Genomic DNA, 18,967 nt, shown 5'->3' with positions numbered 1-18,967 from the left:
GCGCGGCCCGGCGCCGGAGGGTCACCAGGACGACTTGGTGACCCCCGGGAGGAATCCGGCGTGCGCCTGCTCGCGCATCCGTACGCGGGACATCCCGAACTTCCGCAGATGGCCGCGGGGGCGGCCGTCGACGCTGTCACGGTTGCGCACCCGTGTCGCGCTGGCGTCGCGCGGCTGGCGGCGCAACTCGGCGAGGGCGGCGGCGCGTTCGGCGTCGCCGGACGAGGGGCGCCGGATGATCTCCTTCAGTTCGGCGCGCCGGGCCGCGTAGCGGGCGACGACCGCCTTGCGCCGTTCGTTCTTCGCGATCTTGCTCTGCTTGGCCATCAGACCTTCCCTCCCCGCGCACGGATCCGCGCGACCGCCGCTTCGATGCCGATGGCGTCCACCGTCCTGATCGCACGGGCGCTGAGTGTGAGGCGGACGTGGCGCCCCTCGCTCGGCAGCCAGTAGCGCTTGCGCTGGATGTTCGGGTCGAAGCGGCGGGAGGTGCGGCGGTGCGAGTGGGAGATCGCGTTGCCGAAGCCGGGCCTGGCTCCGGTCAGTTGGCAGTGGGCGGACATGAGACGGGTCACCTTTCCCTGGACACATTGTCGGTAATGAAAACCATTCCCATATAGTAGCGGTATGGCTCGCAACGAACTCCGCCCGGTCGTGAAACTCCGCTCCACCGCCGGGACCGGCTACACCTACGTCACCCGCAAGAACCGCCGGAACGACCCCGACCGCCTCGTCCTGCGCAAGTACGACCCGGTCGCCGGCCGGCACGTCGATTTCCGCGAGGAACGCTGAGCGGCCCGTACCGCCGTGACGGACGGCACGGCCCCCCGTACACGCCGAAGACCCCGCATCCGCGAAGCAACCGGAACAGACAGGAAAGACCCGCCATGAAGCCCGGAATCCACCCCGCCTACGGCCCCGTCGTCTTCCGCGACAAGGCCGCGGGATTCGCCTTCCTCACCCGCTCCACCGCCACCTCCGACACCACCGTCGAATGGGAGGACGGCCGCACCTACCCCGTCATCGACGTGGAGATCTCCTCGCACAGCCACCCCTTCTACACAGGGCAGACCCGCGTCCTGGACACCGCCGGACGCGTCGAACGCTTCGAGCGCCGCTACGGACTGCGGGACGAACGGCGAGGCGGCCGATGAGCGGCACCGGACGCCCGCTGCCCGTCGTCCTCGTCGGCGGGCTGCACGCGGAGGCCCGGCGGGAGGTCGTCCGGCGGCTGCTGACCGCCGTACCGGACGCCGTCGCCCTCCACCACGACCTGACCGCCGCGTCCGGCGGCACCGTGCTGCGGACCCTCCGCGACGCCGGAGGCGAACTGTCACGCGGCGAAACACCGCTGGTCAACGACTGTGCCTGCTGTGCGCTGCGGGAGGATCTGGTCCCCGAACTCCGGCGGCTGGCCGACAGCGGACCGCACCGGCTGGCCGTCGTGGAGCTGTGGGACTCGGTGGAGCCGCGCGCGATGGCCGAGGTCGTCGCGGCGCACGCCGGGGACGGGCTGCGCCTCACCACGGTCGTCACCGCCGTCGATCCGGCGCTCGTCCTGCCGGTCCTGGCCAACGGTGACGACCTCGCCGAGGCGGGGCTCGCCGCGGCCGCCGCCGATCAGCGCACCGTCGGCGACACCTGGGCCCGGCAGTTGGAGTACGCGCCGGTCCTCGCCGTCGTCGGCAGTCCGGACGCCGATGACGCCGATCACGCGCTGCTGGCCCAGTTGCATCCGACGGCGCGCCGCATCCCCGCGGCGTCCGGGCTGCTGGTGCGGGCCGCGCTCGGCGAGGACAGCGGGTTCGACGTGGAGGCCGCGGCGGCGGCCCAGCATCCGGCGTGCGCGCTGCTGCCGCAGGAGGCGGACGAGTCCGGCGTCACGACCCTGGTCTGGCGCCGCCACCGACCCTTCCACCCGGAGCGGTTGTACGACGCGCTGGAGGATCTGGCGTGTGCGGCGGCCCGCAGCCGCGGCCGGTTCTGGCTCGCCGACCGCCCGGACACCCTGCTGTCCTGGGACGCCGCCGGGGGCGCCCTGTGCGTGGAGAACGCCGGGCCGTGGCTCGCCTCGCTGCCGGACGCGGCCTGGGAGCTGGTGCCGCCGGTACGCCGCGCGGCCGCAGCCCTGGACTGGCACCCCGAGTACGGCGACTGCTGCCAGCACCTGGTCTTCACCGCCCCCGGCCTCGACCGGGACGGTCTGGCGCGGCTGCTCGATTCGTGTCTGCTGACGGACGCCGAGTGCGCCGCGGGCCGCGAGGCGTGGAAGCGCCTCCCGGCCGCCTTCGACGCCCTGCTGGAACCGGCGTCCTGAGGGGGCGCCCGCCACGGCCTCTTCCGCCCCTGCCCACCCCCGCCTCCCCCGTCCGACTCCGACTCCAATTCCCCGAAAGGTTCTGCCATGCCCCGCCGTCCCGCGCCCCGTAAGGCGTCCCGGCCCCGTCCCAATCCGCTCGACCGGGCGGGCATCACCTACGTCGACTACAAGGACACCGCGCTGCTGCGGACGTTCCTCTCGGACCGCGGCAAGATCCGCAGCCGCCGGATCACCCGCGTCACCGCACAGCAGCAGCGGCAGTTGACCCGCGCGATCAAGAACGCCCGGGAGATGGCGCTGCTGCCGTACGCGTCCCGCTAGCCGCACCGGCGCGCCCGCCCTCGCCCCGCCCGACGAAGGCGGGGCGAGGGCTGCCGTCGCTCCCGCCGTACGTCCGGGCCCGGGGCGACCGGACGGCGGCGTGCGGCGCCCCGCCGTGCGGGAGCGGTGGAGCGGTGCGCCGCCCTGGGGCCCGCCGCGGAAGAGCCGATGGGGCGTCACCCGCCCCCGGGCACCGGCCGCGGCGCCCCGCTCCCCCGGCCAACGACGGATAAAGCCTCGCTGAAGGTGAGGTCACGATCGGCTGCCGGCCTGGGAACCGCACAGGTTTTCTGATCTCATGGCCTGCGGTGCCGAAACCGCCCCCGCCGAGGCGATCAGATCCGATCCGCCCGAGGTGTGTCCGCGCGGTTGGGCGCCGCCCCCCACCCGGCGCCCGTGTGTGACCTCACGGTCCTCCCGCCCTCGTCACCCGGCGCGCCGTCGCTTCGAAGGGAATATTTTGCACAAGCGCAAGAAGAAGCGCTGGCTTCCCGCGGCGGTCCTCGGCGGGACACTCGCCGCCGGTGCCTTCGCCTTCCTGCCCTCGCTCGCGCAGGCACAGAACGACGAGGCGCCGACGCCCTCGCTGCAGGCCGAATTCACCGCGGCCGCCAAGGAGTTCCACGTACCGCTGCCGGTGCTGCTGGGCGTGGCCCGTCAGGAGTCCGGCTGGCAGCAGCACTCCGGCTACAGCCAGACCGGCGGCTGGGGGCTGATGAACCTCACCGATGTGACGCCGCAGATGGTCTCCGGGGGTCCCGCCGGTGCCGCCGGCCGCTCCGACCTCACCTCGTTCGCCGGCCACCCCGAGCTGCACACCCTGCGGGCCGCCGCCGAGCTGACCGGGCTCCCGGCCGACAAGCTGCGGCACCGCTCCGCGGACAACATCCGCGGCGGTGCCGCGCTGCTCGCCTCGTACCAGAAGCGGTTGACGGGCAAGACGTCCGCCGATCCGTCGCAGTGGACCGCGGCGGTGGCCAGGTACAGCCGGCTGACGGACAAGAAGGCCGCCACCTCGTACGTCGACTCGGTCTTCGCGGCGATCACCTCCGGCGCGCGGCAGCGGGCGGCGGACGGCAAGGCGCTCTCCCTCCGGGCCGTGCCGTCGGCCAAGCCGGTCGCCCGGCAGTTCGCCAAGCTGCGCCTCACCGACGCACCGGCGCCGCAGGCCGAGTGCCCCGCGACGCTGACCTGCAAGTTCGTTCCGGCCGCGCCCTCCAACGGGCAGGTCTCCGACCGTCCGGCGAACGGCGTCAAGATCTCGCAGATCGTCCTCCACACCACGGAGGGCTCGTACGACAACGCCATCGAGACGTTCCAGAAGGCGGGCGGCTCCTCGGCGCAGTACGTCATGCGGGCCTCCGACGGCGAGGTCACGCAGATGGTGCCGGACAAGGACATCGCGTTCGGGGACGGCAACTACGCCAGCAACCTGCACGCCGTCCAGATCGAGCACGAGGGCTTCTCGGCGCACGGCGCGGACTGGTACACGCCCACCGTGTACGAGAAGACCGCGGAGCTGGTGAAGTGGCTGGCGGCCAAGTACGGCATCCCGCTGGACCGGCGCCACATACTCGGGCACGACAACGTCCCCGGCCCCTCGGACGACACGCTCGCCGGCATGCACTGGGACCCGGGCAACGCCTGGGACTGGACGCGCTTCATGCGGTTGCTCGGCGCGCCCGTCGACGAGGGCGCGCGGGGTGTCGGCCCGGTCGGCTCGGCGGTCACCATCACCCCGGGCTTCGAGGAGAACCAGCAGACCTACACCGTCTGCCCGGCCGACGATCCGTCCGGCAAGGTGACGGAGTGCGGGCCGCGGCGCGGGCCGTCCAGCGCCCTGTTCGTGCGCAGCGCGCCCGCCGAGGACGCGCCGCTGCTGCTCGACCCGGTCGTGCACGCCGGTAAGGACGACAAGGCCGGTACGGACGCCGTCGCGGACTGGAGCACCACCGTCCAGGCGGGGCAGCAGTTCGTGGTGGCCGGTCAGGAGGGCGACTGGACCGCCCTCTGGTTCGACGGTCAGAAGGGCTGGATCCACAACCCTGGCGGCCGGAACACCACTCCGGCGAAGAATGTGCGGATCGTGACGCCCGCCGGTACGGGCGCGGCGCACGTGTACGGCACGGCCTACCCGCAGGAGTCCGAGTACCCGGCGGATGTGAAGCCGTCGAAGCAGACGCCGCTGACGGCCAGGAACTACGGCATCCGCGCGGGTCAGGCGTATGTCACCAGCGGTGAGCCGGAGGCCGCCGCGGACTTCTCGCCGTCCAACGGCAAGGTGGTGCACGGCGCGAAGCGGTACTACACCGTGCAGTTCAACCACCGGTACGTCCTGGTGGACGCCTCGGAGGTCACCGCGGCCGCGCGGCGCTGACCGCCTCTCACACACAGGCGCCCGGGACCGTCGCGGTCCCGGGCGCCGTCGTGTGCGGTGCGGCGGATCAGGTGCCGGGCTTGCGTCCGTAGACGAAGACGTCGTCGCCGGTGGACAGCAGCTTCCAGTACGCCTTGGCGTCGGCGGTGCGCATGTTGACGCAGCCGTGCGAGCCCGGGGCGGACCAGACGCTGCCGCTGATCGCGTGGAACGCCTGGCCGCCGTCGAAGAACTGCGAGTACGGCATCGCGACGTGGTACAGCGACGACACGTGGTTCTTGTGCCGCCAGTAGACCTTGTGCAGGCCGGTGCGGGTCTCGTTGCCATTACGGCCGGTGCGGACCGGCACCGGGCGCTTGACGAGGTGCCGGCCGTCCTGGATCCAACTGATCTGCCGGGTCAGGTCGACGCAGGCGATCCGGCCCCGGTTGACGGGGCAGCGGCCGGCGCGGTTGGGGTTGGAGCGGGCGTCCTGCTGCCGCTTGACGACCTTCATCATCTTCCAGGTGACGGGGCCCGCGTAGCCGTACTGCGGGTGGATCGCGTGGCTGACCTGGAACGCGCGGATCGCCCGGCAGTCGCCCTGGGACTGCTTGCCGTCGGCCTTGCGGCCCAGGAACTTCTCGGCCTGCTTCTGGTACGGGCCCTGTGCGCCACCGCACCAGGAGCCGGACGCGGCCTGGGCGGGCGCGGCGCCGAGCCCGGCCAGCAGCGGGGCGAGCACCGTGCCCGCCATCGTGTACGCGGCCACCCGGCCGCGACGGCTCATCCTGAATCTCGCCATATGTCTGATCCCCACCTCAACTCGGCTCCGCCGTCGCCTCTTCGGCGCTACGGACGGGCGCGGGGCGGACGGCGCCCGCCCCTCGACCCGGATCAGGTTAAAGGGTCGGGCGCGACCCGCGGGAGGGGCCTGGTGCCCGCCGCGCCGTGGCGGGCCCGGTCACTTCCCGGCGACGGACGTCGTGACGGTCCCGGCCGGCTCGCCGGGGAAGGGGCGTTCGCCCTTCAGGTAGGGCAGGCGGTCCGTGCGGCCCTGGAGGTAGCGCTCGAAGAAGGCGGTCACCCGGTCGCCGGTGATCCGCCGCTGGCGTTCCTCCGACAGCCGCCGGTGGTCCTGGCGCGGGGTGTCGCGGTCGAGGTACTGGGTGCGGCAGGTGCCGGGGCGCTTGCCCGGCTCGGCGTCGTCGCGGGCCGCGACCTGGCCGCTGGAGGGCGACCACTGGCGGTTGTAGAAGTCGTGGTTGCCGCCGGTCAGCGTGTACTTGTAGAGCGGCGCCCGGGTCGCGGCGCGGTTCTGCTCGAAGTAGTCGCCGGTGTTGACGGCGTCGCAGGTGCCCCACATGACGGCGAACGGCGTCCGGGTCACCGGCTCGCCGTCCCAGGTGGCGGTGGGCGCGAGGGCGAAGGCGGCCTTGATGCCGATCCCGGCGGGCAGCTCCGCGCGGTGGGCGTCGGCGATCTCCTGCATGACCCCGCCGCCGCCCATGGAGTGACCGAGGAGCCCGACCCGCCCCAGGTCGAGTCGGCCGCGGAAGTCGGCCCGTACGGGGGAGCCGTCGCGCGCGTCGGTGAGGGCGCCGCGCAGCGGCCCGTCGCCCGAGGCGCTCAGGCGCTGCCAGAGCCGCAGATGGCGCTCGATGAGGGCGGCGCGCACCCGGTAGACGGAGTCGGCCTGTCCGGAGTCGGTGGCGTTGATGCCGTTGGTGCCGACCGAGACGACGACGAAGCCGCGGGCCGCCAGGGCGCGGCCGAGGTAGTCGTAGCCGGTGCTGCTGGGGATCGGTGCGGTGCCCCGGGCGCAGGGCCAGGCCCAGAGCGCCTCGGCGGCCTTCGCCATGAGGGCTTCCTGGCGGGCGGCCTCGGCCTTGTCGCCCCGCTTCAGGGCCTGTTCGCGGGCCTTCGCGGCGGCGGTGTGCCGGGCCTGCGCCCCGGTGTCGGCGCAGGTCTCCCAGTGGCCGTGCTGCATCAGGACCACGGGGTGCGGGCCTCCGGTGAGCCGCGCCGGGTAGTACACGGTGCCCGCGAGTTCGCCGCGGCCCTGGTAGCCGAGCGCGGCGGGCGGGGTGAACGCCAGGTCGCCGAGGTCGTAGCGGGCCTCCCGTACGGCGGACGCGGGGGACGTGGCGGGCGGCGCGGGGACGGCGTGCACCGGCACGGCGACGGCGGCGGCGCCGAGGGCGCAGCCCAGCGCCGTCAGGAACAGCCCGCGGCGGACGGTGGATTTCTTCATGAGGTCCTGATCCTGATCGTTGTGGTCTACGGGTGGGGGCGGCCGGGTTCCCGGGTGCGCGGGACCGGGACGGTCCGGGGCCCGGCGCGGGAGCGGCCCGGAGCGGCGGCAGCGCGTACGGTGGCGCCGCCGGGCGGGCGGTCAGCTCAGCCGCTCGGCCTTGTCATGGAGCGGCTTGGTGAGCGCGGTGGTGAACTGCGGTCCGACGAGGTGCCTTACGCATCCGGGACCGGCCGCCTCCTCGCACGCCTTCCCCTCGGCGTCCATGAAGGCGGACTGGGTGTTCACGCCGGTGACGTCGCCCCGCCCGGTGGCGGCGGAGAAGCCGCTCAGCCGGGGCCCGCCGCTGGCGCCGCCGCCCATCACGCACGCCGTGCCCCAGAGGCCGGCGGGCTCGGTGTGGTCCGGGGTGCCCGGGTACTGCCGGGGCCCGCCCTCGCAGTAGGCCAACTCCCGGCCGGTGTACTCGGGCAGCCCCTCGCGGGCCGGATCGGCGGCGGCCCGGGGGTAGCCGAACTGGACGGCCGTACGGTCACCGGGCGCGTCGTAGGAGATGCCCTGGGCGGCGCCGGTGGCCTGCGCGAGGCTCTGGCCGCGCTCGTTGCGGCCGACGACGGCGAAGCCCTGGTCGTGGGCGTCGAACCGGGCGTGGATCTGATCGTTCTCCAGCCAGACGGAGTTGACCACCGACCAGCGGACCACGAACGTGCCCCGGGGGGCCTTGCCGTCGTGGTACCCGGGGACGTACAGGACGTTGCGCTGCCACTGGTTGTGCTCACCGGCGAGGTCGGTGCCGTTGAGGCAGTGGCCCGCGGTCACGACGGTGCTGCCGTTCGCGCTCCTCACCGCCGTCGCCGTGCAACTGGCGTCCTCCCCGTGGTCGGTGAAGAAGAGCCGCCCCACGGTGGCGGTGACGTCGCCGCCCTTCTTCCAGGGCGCGCCGTCCTTCCCGGAGCGCGGCGGGACGTCCTTGACCGGTGTGTTCAGCGCGGCGACGCGCTCGGGCGTCCAGTAGGCACGCACCCGCTGTTCGTCCTCGGCGGTGGCCGCCGCCGCGTGCGCCAGCACCTTCCCCTCGGCCGGCGAGCCGCCCGGCGCCGGCGCCGCCAGCACCCCCGGCGCACCCGCCGCGGCGAGCCCGAACGTGACGGCCGCCGTCACCGCCGCCCGCCGCGCGAAGCCTCCGCGCCCGGACGCGGAGATACGTACGGCGGCGCGCGCCGCCAGAGGTGCGCCGGTACGGGCATGGGTATCGCGCATGGTTCCTTCTTCCGTGGGTGTGCGGGGTACGGGCCGGCCGCCCCCCTGGGGCACGCCTGGGGCACGGCGGACGCGTACGGGGGTGGAGTGCGGTGGGGCGTACGGGGCCGGTTCCGGCGGGGTGGTACGGGATCGGGCAGGTGGAGCGGGCGCGTGCCCTGGTCGGGGCGCGCCGGGCGGGCGCGGGGGCCGGGCGTGCCGCGCGGGGCGGACACCGCGTGGGGGGGGGCGGGGCGCGATGCGGTGCGGGCCGGATGCGTCCCTGTCGGGCGTCAGGATCGGGTGCGTTCCCCACAGGGCAAGGCCGGGCGAGTTCCCCATGGGCAAGGCCGGGCGAGTTCCCCATGGGCAGGGCCGGGTGCGTTCCCCGGCCGTCGTGCCGTGCCGCGTCGGACACCGGTCCGGCGCGGGCCACCGCCGGTCCGCGCCGGATCGGACCGGGCCTCGTCAACCGGCCCCCGGCACGTACCGCTCAGCCGGCCCACCGCACCGATCCGGGCCGCTCCGGCCCCGCTCAGGCATGGGCCCGCCCCGGCCCGCTCCGGGCCGGACCACCCGCTCCGCAACTGCGGACGGCCCGGCACCGGGCGGAGGCGTCAGCCCCTGGGCGCCACCGGGGCGGGGACGCCGTCGCCCGCCTTGCCGGGGAGCGCGGCAGGGGCGGGGACGGGGCGGGCCGCCTTGCCGCCGGAGGCCGGGTTCGCCGCCGGGATACCGGTCTCGTGGCGGGCCGGGCGGCCCTTCCCCGCGGGGACGGGCTCCGCCGCCGGGTGGGCGGGACGGCCCTTCTCCGCCGGGACGGGCTCCGCGGCGGAGCCGCGGGCCGGGGCGGCGTGGGCGGGACGGCCCTTCTCCGCCGGGACGGGCTTCGCGGCGGAGCCGCGGGCCGGGGCGGCGTGCGCGGGGCGGCCCTTCCCGGCGGGGACGGGCTCCGCCGCCGGGTGCGCGGGACGGCCCTTCTCCGCCGGGACGGGCTCGGCCACCTCGGAGTCGCGGACGGGGCCCGGACCGGACTTCGCCGGGACCGCGGCCGGGGCGGGGACGGGGCGCGGCCCCTGGCCACCGTCGGCGGCGTGGGCGGTCACGGCCGCGCCACCGCCCAGGACGGCGCTGATGACGGACGCGCCCAGCAGGATGCGCAGCCGTCCGGAGCGGCGGGCGGACTTCGGGGCGGGGCGTGCGGACATGGAAACCTTCGCTCTCTCACGGTGTACGGAGGACCGGCGTCCGCACCGTTTCCCCCGTACGGACACCGGCTCCCTGTTGGGGCCTCCATAGCGTGAGACGTGCGGCGGGCACCCCGGTTGCCGCTGGTTTCCCGGAGATCCACGGGAGTTCGAGTGAGGTGGGTCACATCGGAGACGGCGGGGTGCGCGGCCTCGCGCACCGTCCCGCCCCGTCGGCGGACCGGCCCGGGCGCCGCGCGCCGGAAAGCGTCCCGGCCGCCCCGGCCCGCCGCCGGCTCCGGACGGCCGGACGGTCACCCTCCGCCGCGACGGCCCCAGCAGGTGATCAGGGGCGCGGGGGTGACGGCGGCGTCCTCCTCGGCGAGCCAGACCAGGTGCGCGTCGACCTCCGCGTCCGTCGCCGCCCCGGACTCCGTCAGCGGCCCGCGGACATGCCGTACCGTCGCCGCCTCCAACTCCCGGCAGGCGGGCGCGGTCACCGGGAAGTACCCCTCGGCCCGGACGTCCTCCAGCCCCGCGCCGCGCAGCAGCCTCGGCAGGGAGCGGCCGAAGGAGAGATCCGCGCCGCGCCCGGCGAGCAGCGCGCGGAAGCCGCGGCGGATACGTTCGGCCCGCTCCGCCGCCGGTCCCTCCTCGGCGGGGCAGGCGAGGGGCTGGAGCGCCGGGTCGGCGTCCTCCACCACCAGCCAGCCGCCGGGCCGCAGCGCCGAGGCGAGCCGTTCGAGGACCGCCACCCGGTCCGGCAGATGCACCAGCACCAACCGCGCGTGGACCAGATCGAGGCCGGTGGCGGGCGGCGCGTCCCGGGTCACGTCGTGCCGCAGCACCTCGGTCACGGCGTCGCCGGGGCCGGTCAGCCACGAGGTGTCGAGGTCCGTCGCCCAGACCTGGCCGGCCGGCCCGACGCGCGCGGCGAGCCCGGCGGGCACCGACGGGCCGCCCGCGCCCACCTCCCAGCAGCGCCACCCCGCGCCGAGCCCCAGCCGGTCGAGGTGGGCGAAGGTCCACGGGTCGAAGAGCTCCGCGAACGTATCGAAGCGGCGCCCCGCCTCGCGCCGGGCGTTGTCGAGCAGATAGCCGTCCTCAGATCCCATCCCGCCATCCTCGCACCCGGTCCCCGCTCCCCCGCCGGCCACCGCGGGCCCCGCAGTACGCCCGGCAGGCCGGTGAGTGGCTGGAGCGGAACGGGTGAAGCGCACGGCAGGAGCGGTCGCCCGGGCGCCGTCGGCGCGAACGTCCTACGGCCTGCCCTTCGGTGAGCCCCTCGTGGGGACATCCGGGAGAGAGCGGAGGAAGCGCCTCCGCCTCACCTGAAGCGCACCGGTACGGGCGGTGCGCTCGGGGAGAAGCACCCCGCCCCGGCGGATCCCCCTCGCCGCCCGCGGGGCCGGTGGACCTCACCCGGCCGGCCGGGAGGCACCTCCGGACGCCGGCGCGGCCGGTGACGGCACAGCGGGGGCCGCCGCCGGGGCGCCGTTCGGCTGCGGGGCCTCCGGCGGCTGCGTCACACCGCCGCGCATGGCGTCGAGGAGTTGCCGGGGGCTCCCGAGCTTCTTGCTGCCCCAGATGGTCGCCGGGCCGAGCAGGAATATCAGGGCCGCGGGAACGACCGCTCCGGCGGGCACCCCCAGGCTGATCATGACACCGACGAGGACAGCCGCCGCGGTGGCGCCCACCAGGACGACACGGCTGTCCGCCTGACGGATCTCCGCCTCCTCGTCCTCCGCGGAAGGCGGTTGATAGGCCGGGAGTTCACTCTCGTCCAGGAGCGCCAGCCACCGCTCCTGCGCGAGGCGTTCCAGGACTCTCGCCAGGAGCCTCGCCAACTCGGACAGGGCCTCATCGCCCTCTTCGAGAACCCGCGCGGAGCCGGCGTCGAGGGCGGCGGCCAGCCGGGCGGTGTGCTCGGCCAGTTGGCGCCTGCGCTCCGGGCTCACCCACTCCGGGCCGGGCCGCCCGAAGCGGACCAGCACCCGGCCGAAACGGTGGATCTGCGCGTCGAACTGGAGGAGGGATATCTTCCCTTCCCGGGCGCGGCGGCAGTCCGCCAGACACCGGCAGCAGTGGTAGAAGGCCGTGCGGGCGCTCTCCTCGCGGACGATGTCCCGGACCCTGCGCACCTCCATGGGCCACCAGAGGACGGCGAAGACGAACAGCGCGAGGGCGAGATAGAAGTGGTCCCGCTCACCGAGCGTGCCGAATTGCGACTCGTACGCCCGGCGGACGAGCGGGGTGGCGAGCACGACCGCCGCGAGGAAGGCGAACGCCGGGAGGTGGACGGCGCTGACCACCCCGAAGAGCGGGATGTTGGTGAAAGCCCGGGAGCTGTCCTTGATCTTCCAGGTCAGCACCGGGCCGGAGATCGAGAACCGCACACCGAAGCTCCGGCAACTGAGCCGCACACGGGAGGCGAGGCCGGCCGACAGCAGGTACGGGAGACCGAACGTGAAAGGGAACGTCGGCCCGCCCGCGTACCGCCAGGATCGCGAGAACACCGTGACGACGGAGTTCAGCATTCTGCTGAACACTGCGGAAGCGACCACGATGACGAGGCATGTCGCCGCGAATTGGCACCAGTTGAGGGCTGTCACACGCCGAACTCTACGGCCGGGCACTGACAGTGGCCGGGCCGTCCGGGGCACCGCGAACGGACGTCGGCGATGTGCGGTCAGCGCGCCACCGGACCGGCCGGGAGCGCGGCGTACCGGTCGGCGGCGCGCCGGCACCGCTGCCGGACACGGAGCCGCCGCCAGGGTCGGCGACGCCGCGTACAGGTATCGCCCGGCACCGCGGCTCAGGCCGCTCTCCGGCCCGCGGGCCGCCGCTCACGGCTCGCCCGCGCCGTCCCCCCAGCTCACCGCACCCGCCCCCGCGGCTTCAGCGGTACGCCCGGGAGGGTCGGGGCGGGCAGCGGCGGGCCGTCGTAGCCGTGGACGGTGCCGAAGCGGTCGCCGTTCACCCAGTCGGCGCGGGCCTGCTCGATGTCCTCCTGGCTGCGGCCGACGAAGTTCCACCACATGACGAGGTTCTCCTCGAAGGGTTCGCCGCCGAGGAGGAGCAGGGCGCAGTCGGTGGGGGCGCGGAGCGGGAGTTCGGTGCGGCCGCAGCCGAGGTAGAGGAGGGAGCCGGGGGCGAGGCGGACCCCGTCGACCTCGCTCTCGCCGGAGATGGTCAAGGCGGCGTACTCGAAGTCCGGGTCGACCGGCAGCCGGGCGCCGGTCCCGGCGGTGAGGGCGAGGTCGGCGCCGACGAGCGGCGAGTACGTGGTGCCGGGCGAGGCGGCGCCGGCCAGTTCGCCGAGGATGACGGTGGCGGTCAGGCCGCCGGCGCCGGTGATGACGGGCAGCTCGCCGTGGTGCTCGAACGACGGCTCGGTGTGGCGGTGTTCGCCGGGCAGCGCGACCCACAACTGCGCGCCGTGCAGCAGCCGGGAGTGCTCGCGCGGTGATTCCTCGGAGTGCGCGATGGCCCGGCCCGAGGTCATCAGGCCCAGTTCGCGCGGGCGGACGGTCTGGAGGCTGCCCAGGCTGTCGCGGTGCAGCACCTCCCCGTCGTGCAGCCAGCTCACGGTCTGCAGGCCCATGTGCGGATGCGGCGCCACCTGCATACCGGGCTCACCGGCGATGTCGTCGGGACCGTAGTGGTCGACGAAGCACCAGGCGCCGACCATCCGGCGGCCGAGGTTGGGCAGCAGCCGCCGTACCAGCGTGGATTCGCCGAGCGGCACCTGCTTGCCGGGCTGGACGTCGCGGACCGGCCCGGTGCGGCCGTTGCCCCCGCAGCGTTTGGTGACGGGTTTGAGATCGAGGTTGCTCATGCCGTCACGATAGGCCGGGCCCGCCGCGGGATTCGGGCAGCCGTACGGGCGGGCATGTCCGGGCGCGCGGTGCCCCGGGTCAGCCGCCGGTGCCGTACGCGGCGCGGAGCGCGTCACGGACGGCGGCGAGGGCGGCGTCGTGGTCCAGGCCGAGGCGGTGGGCGCGGCGGGCGTAGTCGGCGGCGGCGGTGGCGGCCTCCTTCCCGGCGGCGTCGCCCGCCGCGGCGATGAAGCTGCCGTTGCGGCCGCGGGTCTCGATCACCCCGTCGGCCTCCAGGGCGCGGTACGCCTTGGCGACGGTGTTGGCGGCGAGGCCCAGTTCACCGGCGAGACCGCGGACGGTGGGGAGGCGGAAGCCCACGGGCAGCGCCCCGGACCTGGCCCGGTCGGCGATGGTGGCGCGGACCTGCTCGAACGGGGCGTCGGCGGACCGGGGGTCGAGGCTGATCCGGAGGTGCTGCGGCGAGGACACGGCGGGCGCTCCTGGGGTGCGGGGGACGGCCCGGTGCGGGCCGGGACGCGTGTGTCGCACCATTGTGCGGCAGGGCGGGGCGGGGGCCGGGGCGGTCCGCGGCGGCGGCCTCGCCCGGCGGCCTCGCCGGGGCGCCGCCCGGGCCCGGCACTCCGGGCGGCGCGGCCGGAGGTCCGCCCCGGGGAGCGGTGGTGCTCCCCGGGGCGGTCCGGCTCACAGGTCCAGCGTGGTGCCCGTGGTGCGGAGCCAGGCGTTGAGGCCGAGGACCAGTTCGGCGCCGGGACGGATGTCCTCGGTGGCGCCCTCGGCGGTGACCTCCTTGACGATCGCGGAGTCCAGCAGCGGCTTGACCGGGGCGTTCCGGTCGGCGGTGACGTCCCGCAGTTCGTTGCGGAGCGCCTCGTTGTACCCCGGGTCCTGGATGCTGGGGTACGGGCTCTTGACCCGGTCGGCGACGGAGGCGGGCAGCACATCGCGGACGGCGGCGCGCAGCAGCGACTTCTCGCGGCCGTCGAACGTCTTCATCGACCAGGGGGTGTTGAAGACGTACTCGACGAGGCGGTGGTCGCAGAACGGGACGCGGACCTCCAGGCCGACGGCCATCGAGGCGCGGTCCTTGCGGTCGAGGAGGATCTGCACGAAACGGGTCAGGTGCAGGTAGCTGACCTCGCGCATCCGCCGCTGGAGCCCGGTGTCGCTGTCGAGGTAGGGAACCTCGGCCAGCGCCTCGCGGTAGCGGCGGTCCTCGTAGCCCTTGAGGTCGAGACGTTCCAGGAGCCCGCGGTCGATGAGCGCCTCACGGACGGCGTTGCCGCCGGCGAAGCGGCCCGAGACGCCGGCGGCGATCCAGGGGAAGGTGTCGGCGTTGACGGCCTCGGGGTCGTGGAACCAGCGGTAGCCGCCGAAGATCTCATCGGCCGATTCGCCGGAGAGCGCGACCGTCGACTGTTCGCGTACCGCCTTGAAGAGGAGGTAGAGGGAGGTGTCGCCGTCGCCGAAGCCGTTGGGCAGGTCGCGGGCGGCGAGGACGGCGGCGCGGTGGCCCGGGTCCATCAGCGCGGCGGTGTCCAGCACGATGTCGTGGTGGTCGGAGGCGACGTGTTCGGCGAGGGCGTGGGCGTACGGGCCGTCGGGGGTGCCGCGCAGGTCGTCGGGGGTGAAGTTCTCGGTGTAGCCGGCGAAGTCGACGGCGAAGGAGCGGACCGGGCCGTTGCCCTGCTCGGCCAGCGCGCCGGCGGCGAGCGCGGTGATCGCCGACGAGTCGAGGCCGCCGGAGAGCAGGGAGCACAGCGGGACGTCGGCGATGAGCTGGCGGGCGACGATGTCGTCCAGCAGACCGCGGATGTGCGCGACGGTGGTGTCGAGGTCGTCGGTGTGCTCTCGCGCCTGAAGGGCCCAGTAGCAGCGGGTGGTCAGACCGTCGCGGGTGACGCGGACGGTGTGGCCGGGGCGGACCTCGTACATGCCCTTGAAGACGCCGTGGCCGGGGGTCTTGGTGAAAGTGATCAGTTCGGCGAGACCCTCGGCATCGACGGCGGGCCGCACCTCGGGGTGGGCGTTGATCGCCTTGGGCTCGGAACCGAAGAGCACACCGTGCGGCGTGGGCCGGTAATAGAGGGGCTTGATGCCCATACGGTCACGGACCAGGAGGAGTTCCTCGGTCCGCGGGTCCCAGAGCGCGAAGGCGTACATCCCGTTGAGGCGCTCGGTGAACGCCTCGCCCCACTCCAGGTAGGCGTGGAGCACGACCTCGGTGTCGCTCTGCGTCCGGAAGGAGTGCCCAAGGCCCTCCAACTCGGCTTTCAGTTCACGGTAGTTGTAGACCTCGCCGCTGTACGTGGTGACGAGCAGGGTACGGCCGTCGTGCTCGACGGACATCGGCTGCTTGCCGCCGTCGATGTCGATGACGGCGAGGCGGCGGTGGCCGAACGCGGCATGGGTACCGAGCCAGATCCCGGCGGCGTCCGGTCCGCGGCAGGCCATCGTCTCGGTCATGGCTTCAAGGGTGGGACGCTCGGCGGTGAGGTCACGGTCGTAGGAGATCCATCCGGTGATTCCACACATCTCGCGGCTCCTTAAGAGGAAGCGGGCCGCCGCATTTGCGGCAGCCGACCACGTTGATCACGGTACGCCGGGGTAGCTGTAGCAACCACCTATGCAGGTTCCGGACTGTGCCGAACGAGCCAGGGCAGCCGCCGGGCTCCTGGGCGTCCACCGGCCACGGCATGGCCGTAACCCGGCGCCCGCCGGCCGTACGGGCTCCGGTCCGCCGCCCGTACGGAGCCGGGTACGGGAGCCGGGGCGGGCGGGCTCCGGAGACTCCCGCGCCCCGCCCGGCAGGCCCCGGACACACCTCCGCCCCGCCCGGCGGGTGCCGGACGGGGCGGAGGACGGGGCGCGGGAGGCACCCCGCGGGCCGGATCAGCTCAGGGTGGCCAGCGCCTGGTTGAAGGTGGCCGACGGACGCATGACGGCGGCGGCCTTGGCGGCGGCGGGCTGGTAGTAGCCGCCGAGGTCGACCGGGGAGCCCTGGACGGCGATCAGCTCGTCGACGATGGTCGCCTCCTGCTCGGTCAGCGTCTTGGCGAGCGCCGCGAACGCCTCGGCGAGCTGCGCGTCGTCGGTCTGCTTGGCCAGCTCCTGGGCCCAGTACAGGGCCAGGTAGAAGTGGCTGCCGCGGTTGTCGATGCCGCCGAGCTTGCGGCTGGGGGACTTGTCCTCGTTGAGGAAGGTGCCGGTCGCGCGGTCGAGGGTGTCGGCCAGGACCTGGGCGCGGGCGTTGCCGGTGGTCGACGCCAGGTGCTCGAAGCTGACGGCCAGCGCGAGGAACTCGCCCAGGCTGTCCCAGCGCAGGTAGTTCTCCTTGACGAGCTGCTGGACGTGCTTGGGCGCGGAGCCGCCGGCGCCGGTCTCGAAGAGGCCACCGCCGCTCATCAGCGGGACGACGGAGAGCATCTTGGCGCTGGTGCCCAGCTCCAGGATGGGGAAGAGGTCCGTCAGGTAGTCACGCAGGACGTTGCCGGTGACGGAGATGGTGTCCTCACCGCGGCGGATGCGCTCCAGGGAGAAGGCCGTGGCCGCCTCCGGCGACATGATCTCGATCCGCAGACCGTCGGTGTCGTGGTCGGCGAGGTACGTCTTGACCTTGGCGATCAGCCGCGCGTCGTGGGCGCGGTCCTCGTCGAGCCAGAAGACGGCCGGGGCGCCGGTGGCGCGGGCGCGGGTGACGGCCAGCTTGACCCAGTCCTGGATCGGCAGGTCCTTGGTCTGGCACATGCGGAAGATGTCGCCGGCGCCGACGGCCTGCTCCAGGACGGTGTCGCCGTTGCCGTCGAGGACGCGCACCGTGCCGGTGGCGGGGATCTCGAAGGTCTTGTCGTGGCTGCCGTACTCCTCGGCCTTCTGCGCCATCAGACCGACGTTGGGCACCGAGCCCATGGTGGCCGGGTCGAAGGCGCCGTTGGCACGGCAGTCGTCGAGGACGACCTGGTAGACACCGGCGTAGCTGCTGTCGGGGAGGACGGCGAGGGTGTCGTGCTCCTGGCCGTCGGGGCCCCACATGTGGCCGGAGGTGCGGATCATGGCCGGCATGGACGCGTCGACGATGACGTCGGACGGGACGTGCAGGTTGGTGATGCCGCGGTCGGAGTCGACCATCGCCATCTCGGGGCCCTCGGCCAGCTCCGCCTCGAAGGACGCCTTGATGGCCGCGCCCTCGGGCAGCGCCTCGGCGCCCTTGAGGATGCCGCCGAGACCGTCGTTCGGGGTCAGGCCCGCGGCGGCCAGGACGTCGCCGTACTCGGCGAAGGTCTTCGGGAAGAAGGCGCGCACCGCGTGCCCGAAGATGATCGGGTCGGAGACCTTCATCATCGTGGCCTTGAGGTGCAGCGAGAAGAGGACGCCCTCGGCCTTGGCGCGGGCGATCTGCGCGGTGAAGAACTCGCGCAGCGCGGCGACGCGCATGACGGAGGCGTCGACGACCTCGCCCTTGAGGACCGGCACCGACTCGCGCAGCACGGTGGTGGAGCCGTCGTCACCGGTCAGCTCGATGCGCAGCGCACCGTCCGCGGCGATGACCGCGGACTTCTCGGTGGAGCGGAAGTCGTCCACGCCCATGGTGGCGACGTTGGTCTTGGAGTCGGCGGTCCACTTGCCCATGCGGTGCGGGTGGGCCTTGGCGTAGTTCTTGACCGACGCGGGGGCGCGGCGGTCGGAGTTGCCCTCGCGCAGGACCGGGTTGACGGCGCTGCCCTTGACCTTGTCGTACCGGGCGCGGACGTCCTTGTCCTCGTCGGTCTTCGGGTCGTCCGGGTAGTCCGGCAGCGCGTAGCCCTGCTCCTGCAGCTCGGCGATGGCCGCCTTGAGCTGCGGGATCGACGCCGAGATGTTCGGCAGCTTGATGATGTTGGCGCCCGGCGTCTTCGCCAGCTCGCCCAGCTCGGCGAGGGCGTCGTCGATGCGCTGGTCCTCCCGCAGGCGCTCGGGGAAGCTCGCGATGATCCGGCCCGCGAGCGAGATGTCGCGGGTCTCCACGGCGACGCCCGCGGTCGAGGCGTACGCCTCGATGACCGGCAGGAACGAGTAGGTCGCCAGTGCCGGCGCCTCGTCGGTGTGGGTGTAGATGATGGTCGAGTCAGTCACCGGTGCTCCGCTCCACGTCTGCAACATTGCTTGACATCAAGATATCTCGTGGCGGGCCCCTTCTCGACAGGACCCTGGAAGCGGTTTCCCCTCAAGCCCTCTCCGGCCCCGCGAGCTGCCGGAATCCGGCCGGACGGCGGGAACCTGAGCCGGCGCTTAGCCGGACCTTAAGAGAGCCTTATGGATCACCCCGGAGGCCGGTCGGGCGCCCGATCGGCGGCGCGGGTTGGCTAGCGTCTCCGGTGCCGGGGCGGGTGCGCGGGTCGGCGCCCGGCATGCCGGGGAGGGTACTGCCGTTCGCCGCCCGGCCCCCCACCGCACCCGCTCCGGCACCGGCGC

At 74.0% G+C, this 18,967-nt stretch carries 17 protein-coding genes; 5 read left to right on the top strand and 12 right to left on the bottom strand.

Annotated features, from left to right (window positions below; genetic code table 11):
• Nucleotides 1-21 precede the first annotated feature (21 nt).
• Together rpsN and rpmB are read right to left on the bottom strand one after the other, a co-directional pair.
• Nucleotides 22-327, bottom strand: coding sequence for a 30S ribosomal protein S14 (gene rpsN / locus ACGH2B_RS23270; protein ID WP_399093202.1), 306 nt, complete (start codon nt 325-327; stop codon nt 22-24).
• Nucleotides 327-563 (bottom strand): 50S ribosomal protein L28, encoded by a 237-nt coding sequence (gene rpmB, locus ACGH2B_RS23265; protein ID WP_399093199.1) that lies wholly within the window; start codon nt 561-563, stop codon nt 327-329. The genes rpsN and rpmB overlap by 1 nt, the downstream gene beginning before the upstream one ends.
• A gap of 64 nt (nt 564-627) precedes the next feature.
• Here rpmB and rpmG point away from each other — a divergent pair, with 64 nt between their 5' ends.
• From rpmG to ACGH2B_RS23240, 5 genes are all read left to right on the top strand, one after another.
• Entirely contained in the window at nt 628-792 is a 165-nt protein-coding gene (gene rpmG, locus ACGH2B_RS23260; protein ID WP_030284084.1) for a 50S ribosomal protein L33, read from the top strand.
• Between the two features lie 95 nt (nt 793-887).
• Complete coding sequence (locus tag ACGH2B_RS23255; protein WP_399093196.1) at nt 888-1,154, top strand: type B 50S ribosomal protein L31; 267 nt, start codon at nt 888-890, stop codon at nt 1,152-1,154.
• A complete protein-coding gene (locus ACGH2B_RS23250; protein WP_399093193.1) occupies nt 1,151-2,317 on the top strand; it encodes a CobW family GTP-binding protein in 1,167 nt (388 codons plus the stop codon). The genes ACGH2B_RS23255 and ACGH2B_RS23250 overlap by 4 nt, the downstream gene beginning before the upstream one ends.
• An 87-nt stretch (nt 2,318-2,404) precedes the next feature.
• The gene (gene rpsR, locus ACGH2B_RS23245; RefSeq protein ID WP_399093190.1) at nt 2,405-2,641 is read left to right on the top strand and encodes a 30S ribosomal protein S18; all 237 of its coding nucleotides are present in this window, start codon (nt 2,405-2,407) and stop codon (nt 2,639-2,641) included.
• A 460-nt stretch (nt 2,642-3,101) separates the two neighbouring features.
• Entirely contained in the window at nt 3,102-5,018 is a 1,917-nt protein-coding gene (locus ACGH2B_RS23240) for an N-acetylmuramoyl-L-alanine amidase (protein WP_399093188.1), read from the top strand.
• Between the two features lie 67 nt (nt 5,019-5,085).
• Here ACGH2B_RS23240 and ACGH2B_RS23235 read toward each other — a convergent pair whose 3' ends face one another.
• The 10 genes from ACGH2B_RS23235 to ACGH2B_RS23190 form a co-directional block, all read right to left on the bottom strand.
• Nucleotides 5,086-5,802 carry a L,D-transpeptidase gene (locus tag ACGH2B_RS23235; protein ID WP_399093186.1) on the bottom strand — a complete coding sequence of 239 codons (717 nt, stop codon included), beginning with the start codon at nt 5,800-5,802 and terminating at the stop codon, nt 5,086-5,088.
• Nucleotides 5,803-5,961: 159 nt separating this feature from the next.
• Nucleotides 5,962-7,251 (bottom strand): alpha/beta hydrolase, encoded by a 1,290-nt coding sequence (locus tag ACGH2B_RS23230; RefSeq protein WP_399093183.1) that lies wholly within the window; start codon nt 7,249-7,251, stop codon nt 5,962-5,964.
• 141 nt (nt 7,252-7,392) lie between these two features.
• On the bottom strand, nt 7,393-8,511 hold the full coding sequence (locus ACGH2B_RS23225) for a trypsin-like serine peptidase (protein ID WP_399093180.1): 1,119 nt from the start codon (nt 8,509-8,511) through the stop codon (nt 7,393-7,395).
• Between the two features lie 596 nt (nt 8,512-9,107).
• A complete protein-coding gene (locus ACGH2B_RS23220) occupies nt 9,108-9,698 on the bottom strand; it encodes a hypothetical protein (protein WP_399093177.1) in 591 nt (196 codons plus the stop codon).
• Between the two features lie 293 nt (nt 9,699-9,991).
• Nucleotides 9,992-10,792, bottom strand: a complete 801-nt coding sequence (locus ACGH2B_RS23215; protein WP_399093174.1) for a class I SAM-dependent methyltransferase — start codon at nt 10,790-10,792, stop codon at nt 9,992-9,994.
• A 303-nt stretch (nt 10,793-11,095) separates the two neighbouring features.
• Complete coding sequence (locus ACGH2B_RS23210; RefSeq protein WP_399093171.1) at nt 11,096-12,226, bottom strand: hypothetical protein; 1,131 nt, start codon at nt 12,224-12,226, stop codon at nt 11,096-11,098.
• 326 nt (nt 12,227-12,552) lie between these two features.
• Nucleotides 12,553-13,515, bottom strand: coding sequence for a pirin family protein (locus ACGH2B_RS23205; RefSeq protein ID WP_399093168.1), 963 nt, complete (start codon nt 13,513-13,515; stop codon nt 12,553-12,555).
• A 79-nt stretch (nt 13,516-13,594) separates the two neighbouring features.
• Nucleotides 13,595-13,987 (bottom strand): GntR family transcriptional regulator, encoded by a 393-nt coding sequence (locus ACGH2B_RS23200; RefSeq protein WP_399093165.1) that lies wholly within the window; start codon nt 13,985-13,987, stop codon nt 13,595-13,597.
• Between the two features lie 213 nt (nt 13,988-14,200).
• Nucleotides 14,201-16,051 carry an asparagine synthase (glutamine-hydrolyzing) gene (gene asnB / locus ACGH2B_RS23195; RefSeq protein ID WP_399093162.1) on the bottom strand — a complete coding sequence of 617 codons (1,851 nt, stop codon included), beginning with the start codon at nt 16,049-16,051 and terminating at the stop codon, nt 14,201-14,203.
• A 357-nt stretch (nt 16,052-16,408) separates the two neighbouring features.
• Nucleotides 16,409-18,628 (bottom strand): NADP-dependent isocitrate dehydrogenase, encoded by a 2,220-nt coding sequence (locus tag ACGH2B_RS23190; protein ID WP_399093159.1) that lies wholly within the window; start codon nt 18,626-18,628, stop codon nt 16,409-16,411.
• Nucleotides 18,629-18,967 lie beyond the last annotated feature (339 nt).

Origin of the sequence: Streptomyces sp. BBFR2 (assembly GCF_044497305.1) — a bacterium.
Classification (GTDB): Bacteria; Actinomycetota; Actinomycetes; order Streptomycetales; family Streptomycetaceae; genus Streptomyces.
The sequence above is the reverse complement of the archived record's forward strand: the minus strand, read 5'-3'. Positions and strand labels throughout refer to the sequence as shown.

Excerpts from the sequence above, each read along its gene's own strand:
- ACGH2B_RS23250 (WP_399093193.1), top strand. The coding sequence starts at position 1,151 with ATGAGCGGCACCGGACGCCCGCTGCCCGTCGTCCTCGTCGGCGGGCTG.
- ACGH2B_RS23235 (WP_399093186.1), bottom strand. The coding sequence starts at position 5,802 with ATGGCGAGATTCAGGATGAGCCGTCGCGGCCGGGTGGCCGCGTACACG.
- rpmG (WP_030284084.1), top strand. The coding sequence starts at position 628 with ATGGCTCGCAACGAACTCCGCCCGGTCGTGAAACTCCGCTCCACCGCC.
- rpsR (WP_399093190.1), top strand. The coding sequence starts at position 2,405 with ATGCCCCGCCGTCCCGCGCCCCGTAAGGCGTCCCGGCCCCGTCCCAAT.
- ACGH2B_RS23205 (WP_399093168.1), bottom strand. The coding sequence starts at position 13,515 with ATGAGCAACCTCGATCTCAAACCCGTCACCAAACGCTGCGGGGGCAAC.
- ACGH2B_RS23230 (WP_399093183.1), bottom strand. The coding sequence starts at position 7,251 with ATGAAGAAATCCACCGTCCGCCGCGGGCTGTTCCTGACGGCGCTGGGC.
- ACGH2B_RS23255 (WP_399093196.1), top strand. The coding sequence starts at position 888 with ATGAAGCCCGGAATCCACCCCGCCTACGGCCCCGTCGTCTTCCGCGAC.
- asnB (WP_399093162.1), bottom strand. The coding sequence starts at position 16,051 with ATGTGTGGAATCACCGGATGGATCTCCTACGACCGTGACCTCACCGCC.
- ACGH2B_RS23220 (WP_399093177.1), bottom strand. The coding sequence starts at position 9,698 with ATGTCCGCACGCCCCGCCCCGAAGTCCGCCCGCCGCTCCGGACGGCTG.
- ACGH2B_RS23225 (WP_399093180.1), bottom strand. The coding sequence starts at position 8,511 with ATGCGCGATACCCATGCCCGTACCGGCGCACCTCTGGCGGCGCGCGCC.
- rpmB (WP_399093199.1), bottom strand. The coding sequence starts at position 563 with ATGTCCGCCCACTGCCAACTGACCGGAGCCAGGCCCGGCTTCGGCAAC.
- ACGH2B_RS23215 (WP_399093174.1), bottom strand. The coding sequence starts at position 10,792 with ATGGGATCTGAGGACGGCTATCTGCTCGACAACGCCCGGCGCGAGGCG.
- rpsN (WP_399093202.1), bottom strand. The coding sequence starts at position 327 with ATGGCCAAGCAGAGCAAGATCGCGAAGAACGAACGGCGCAAGGCGGTC.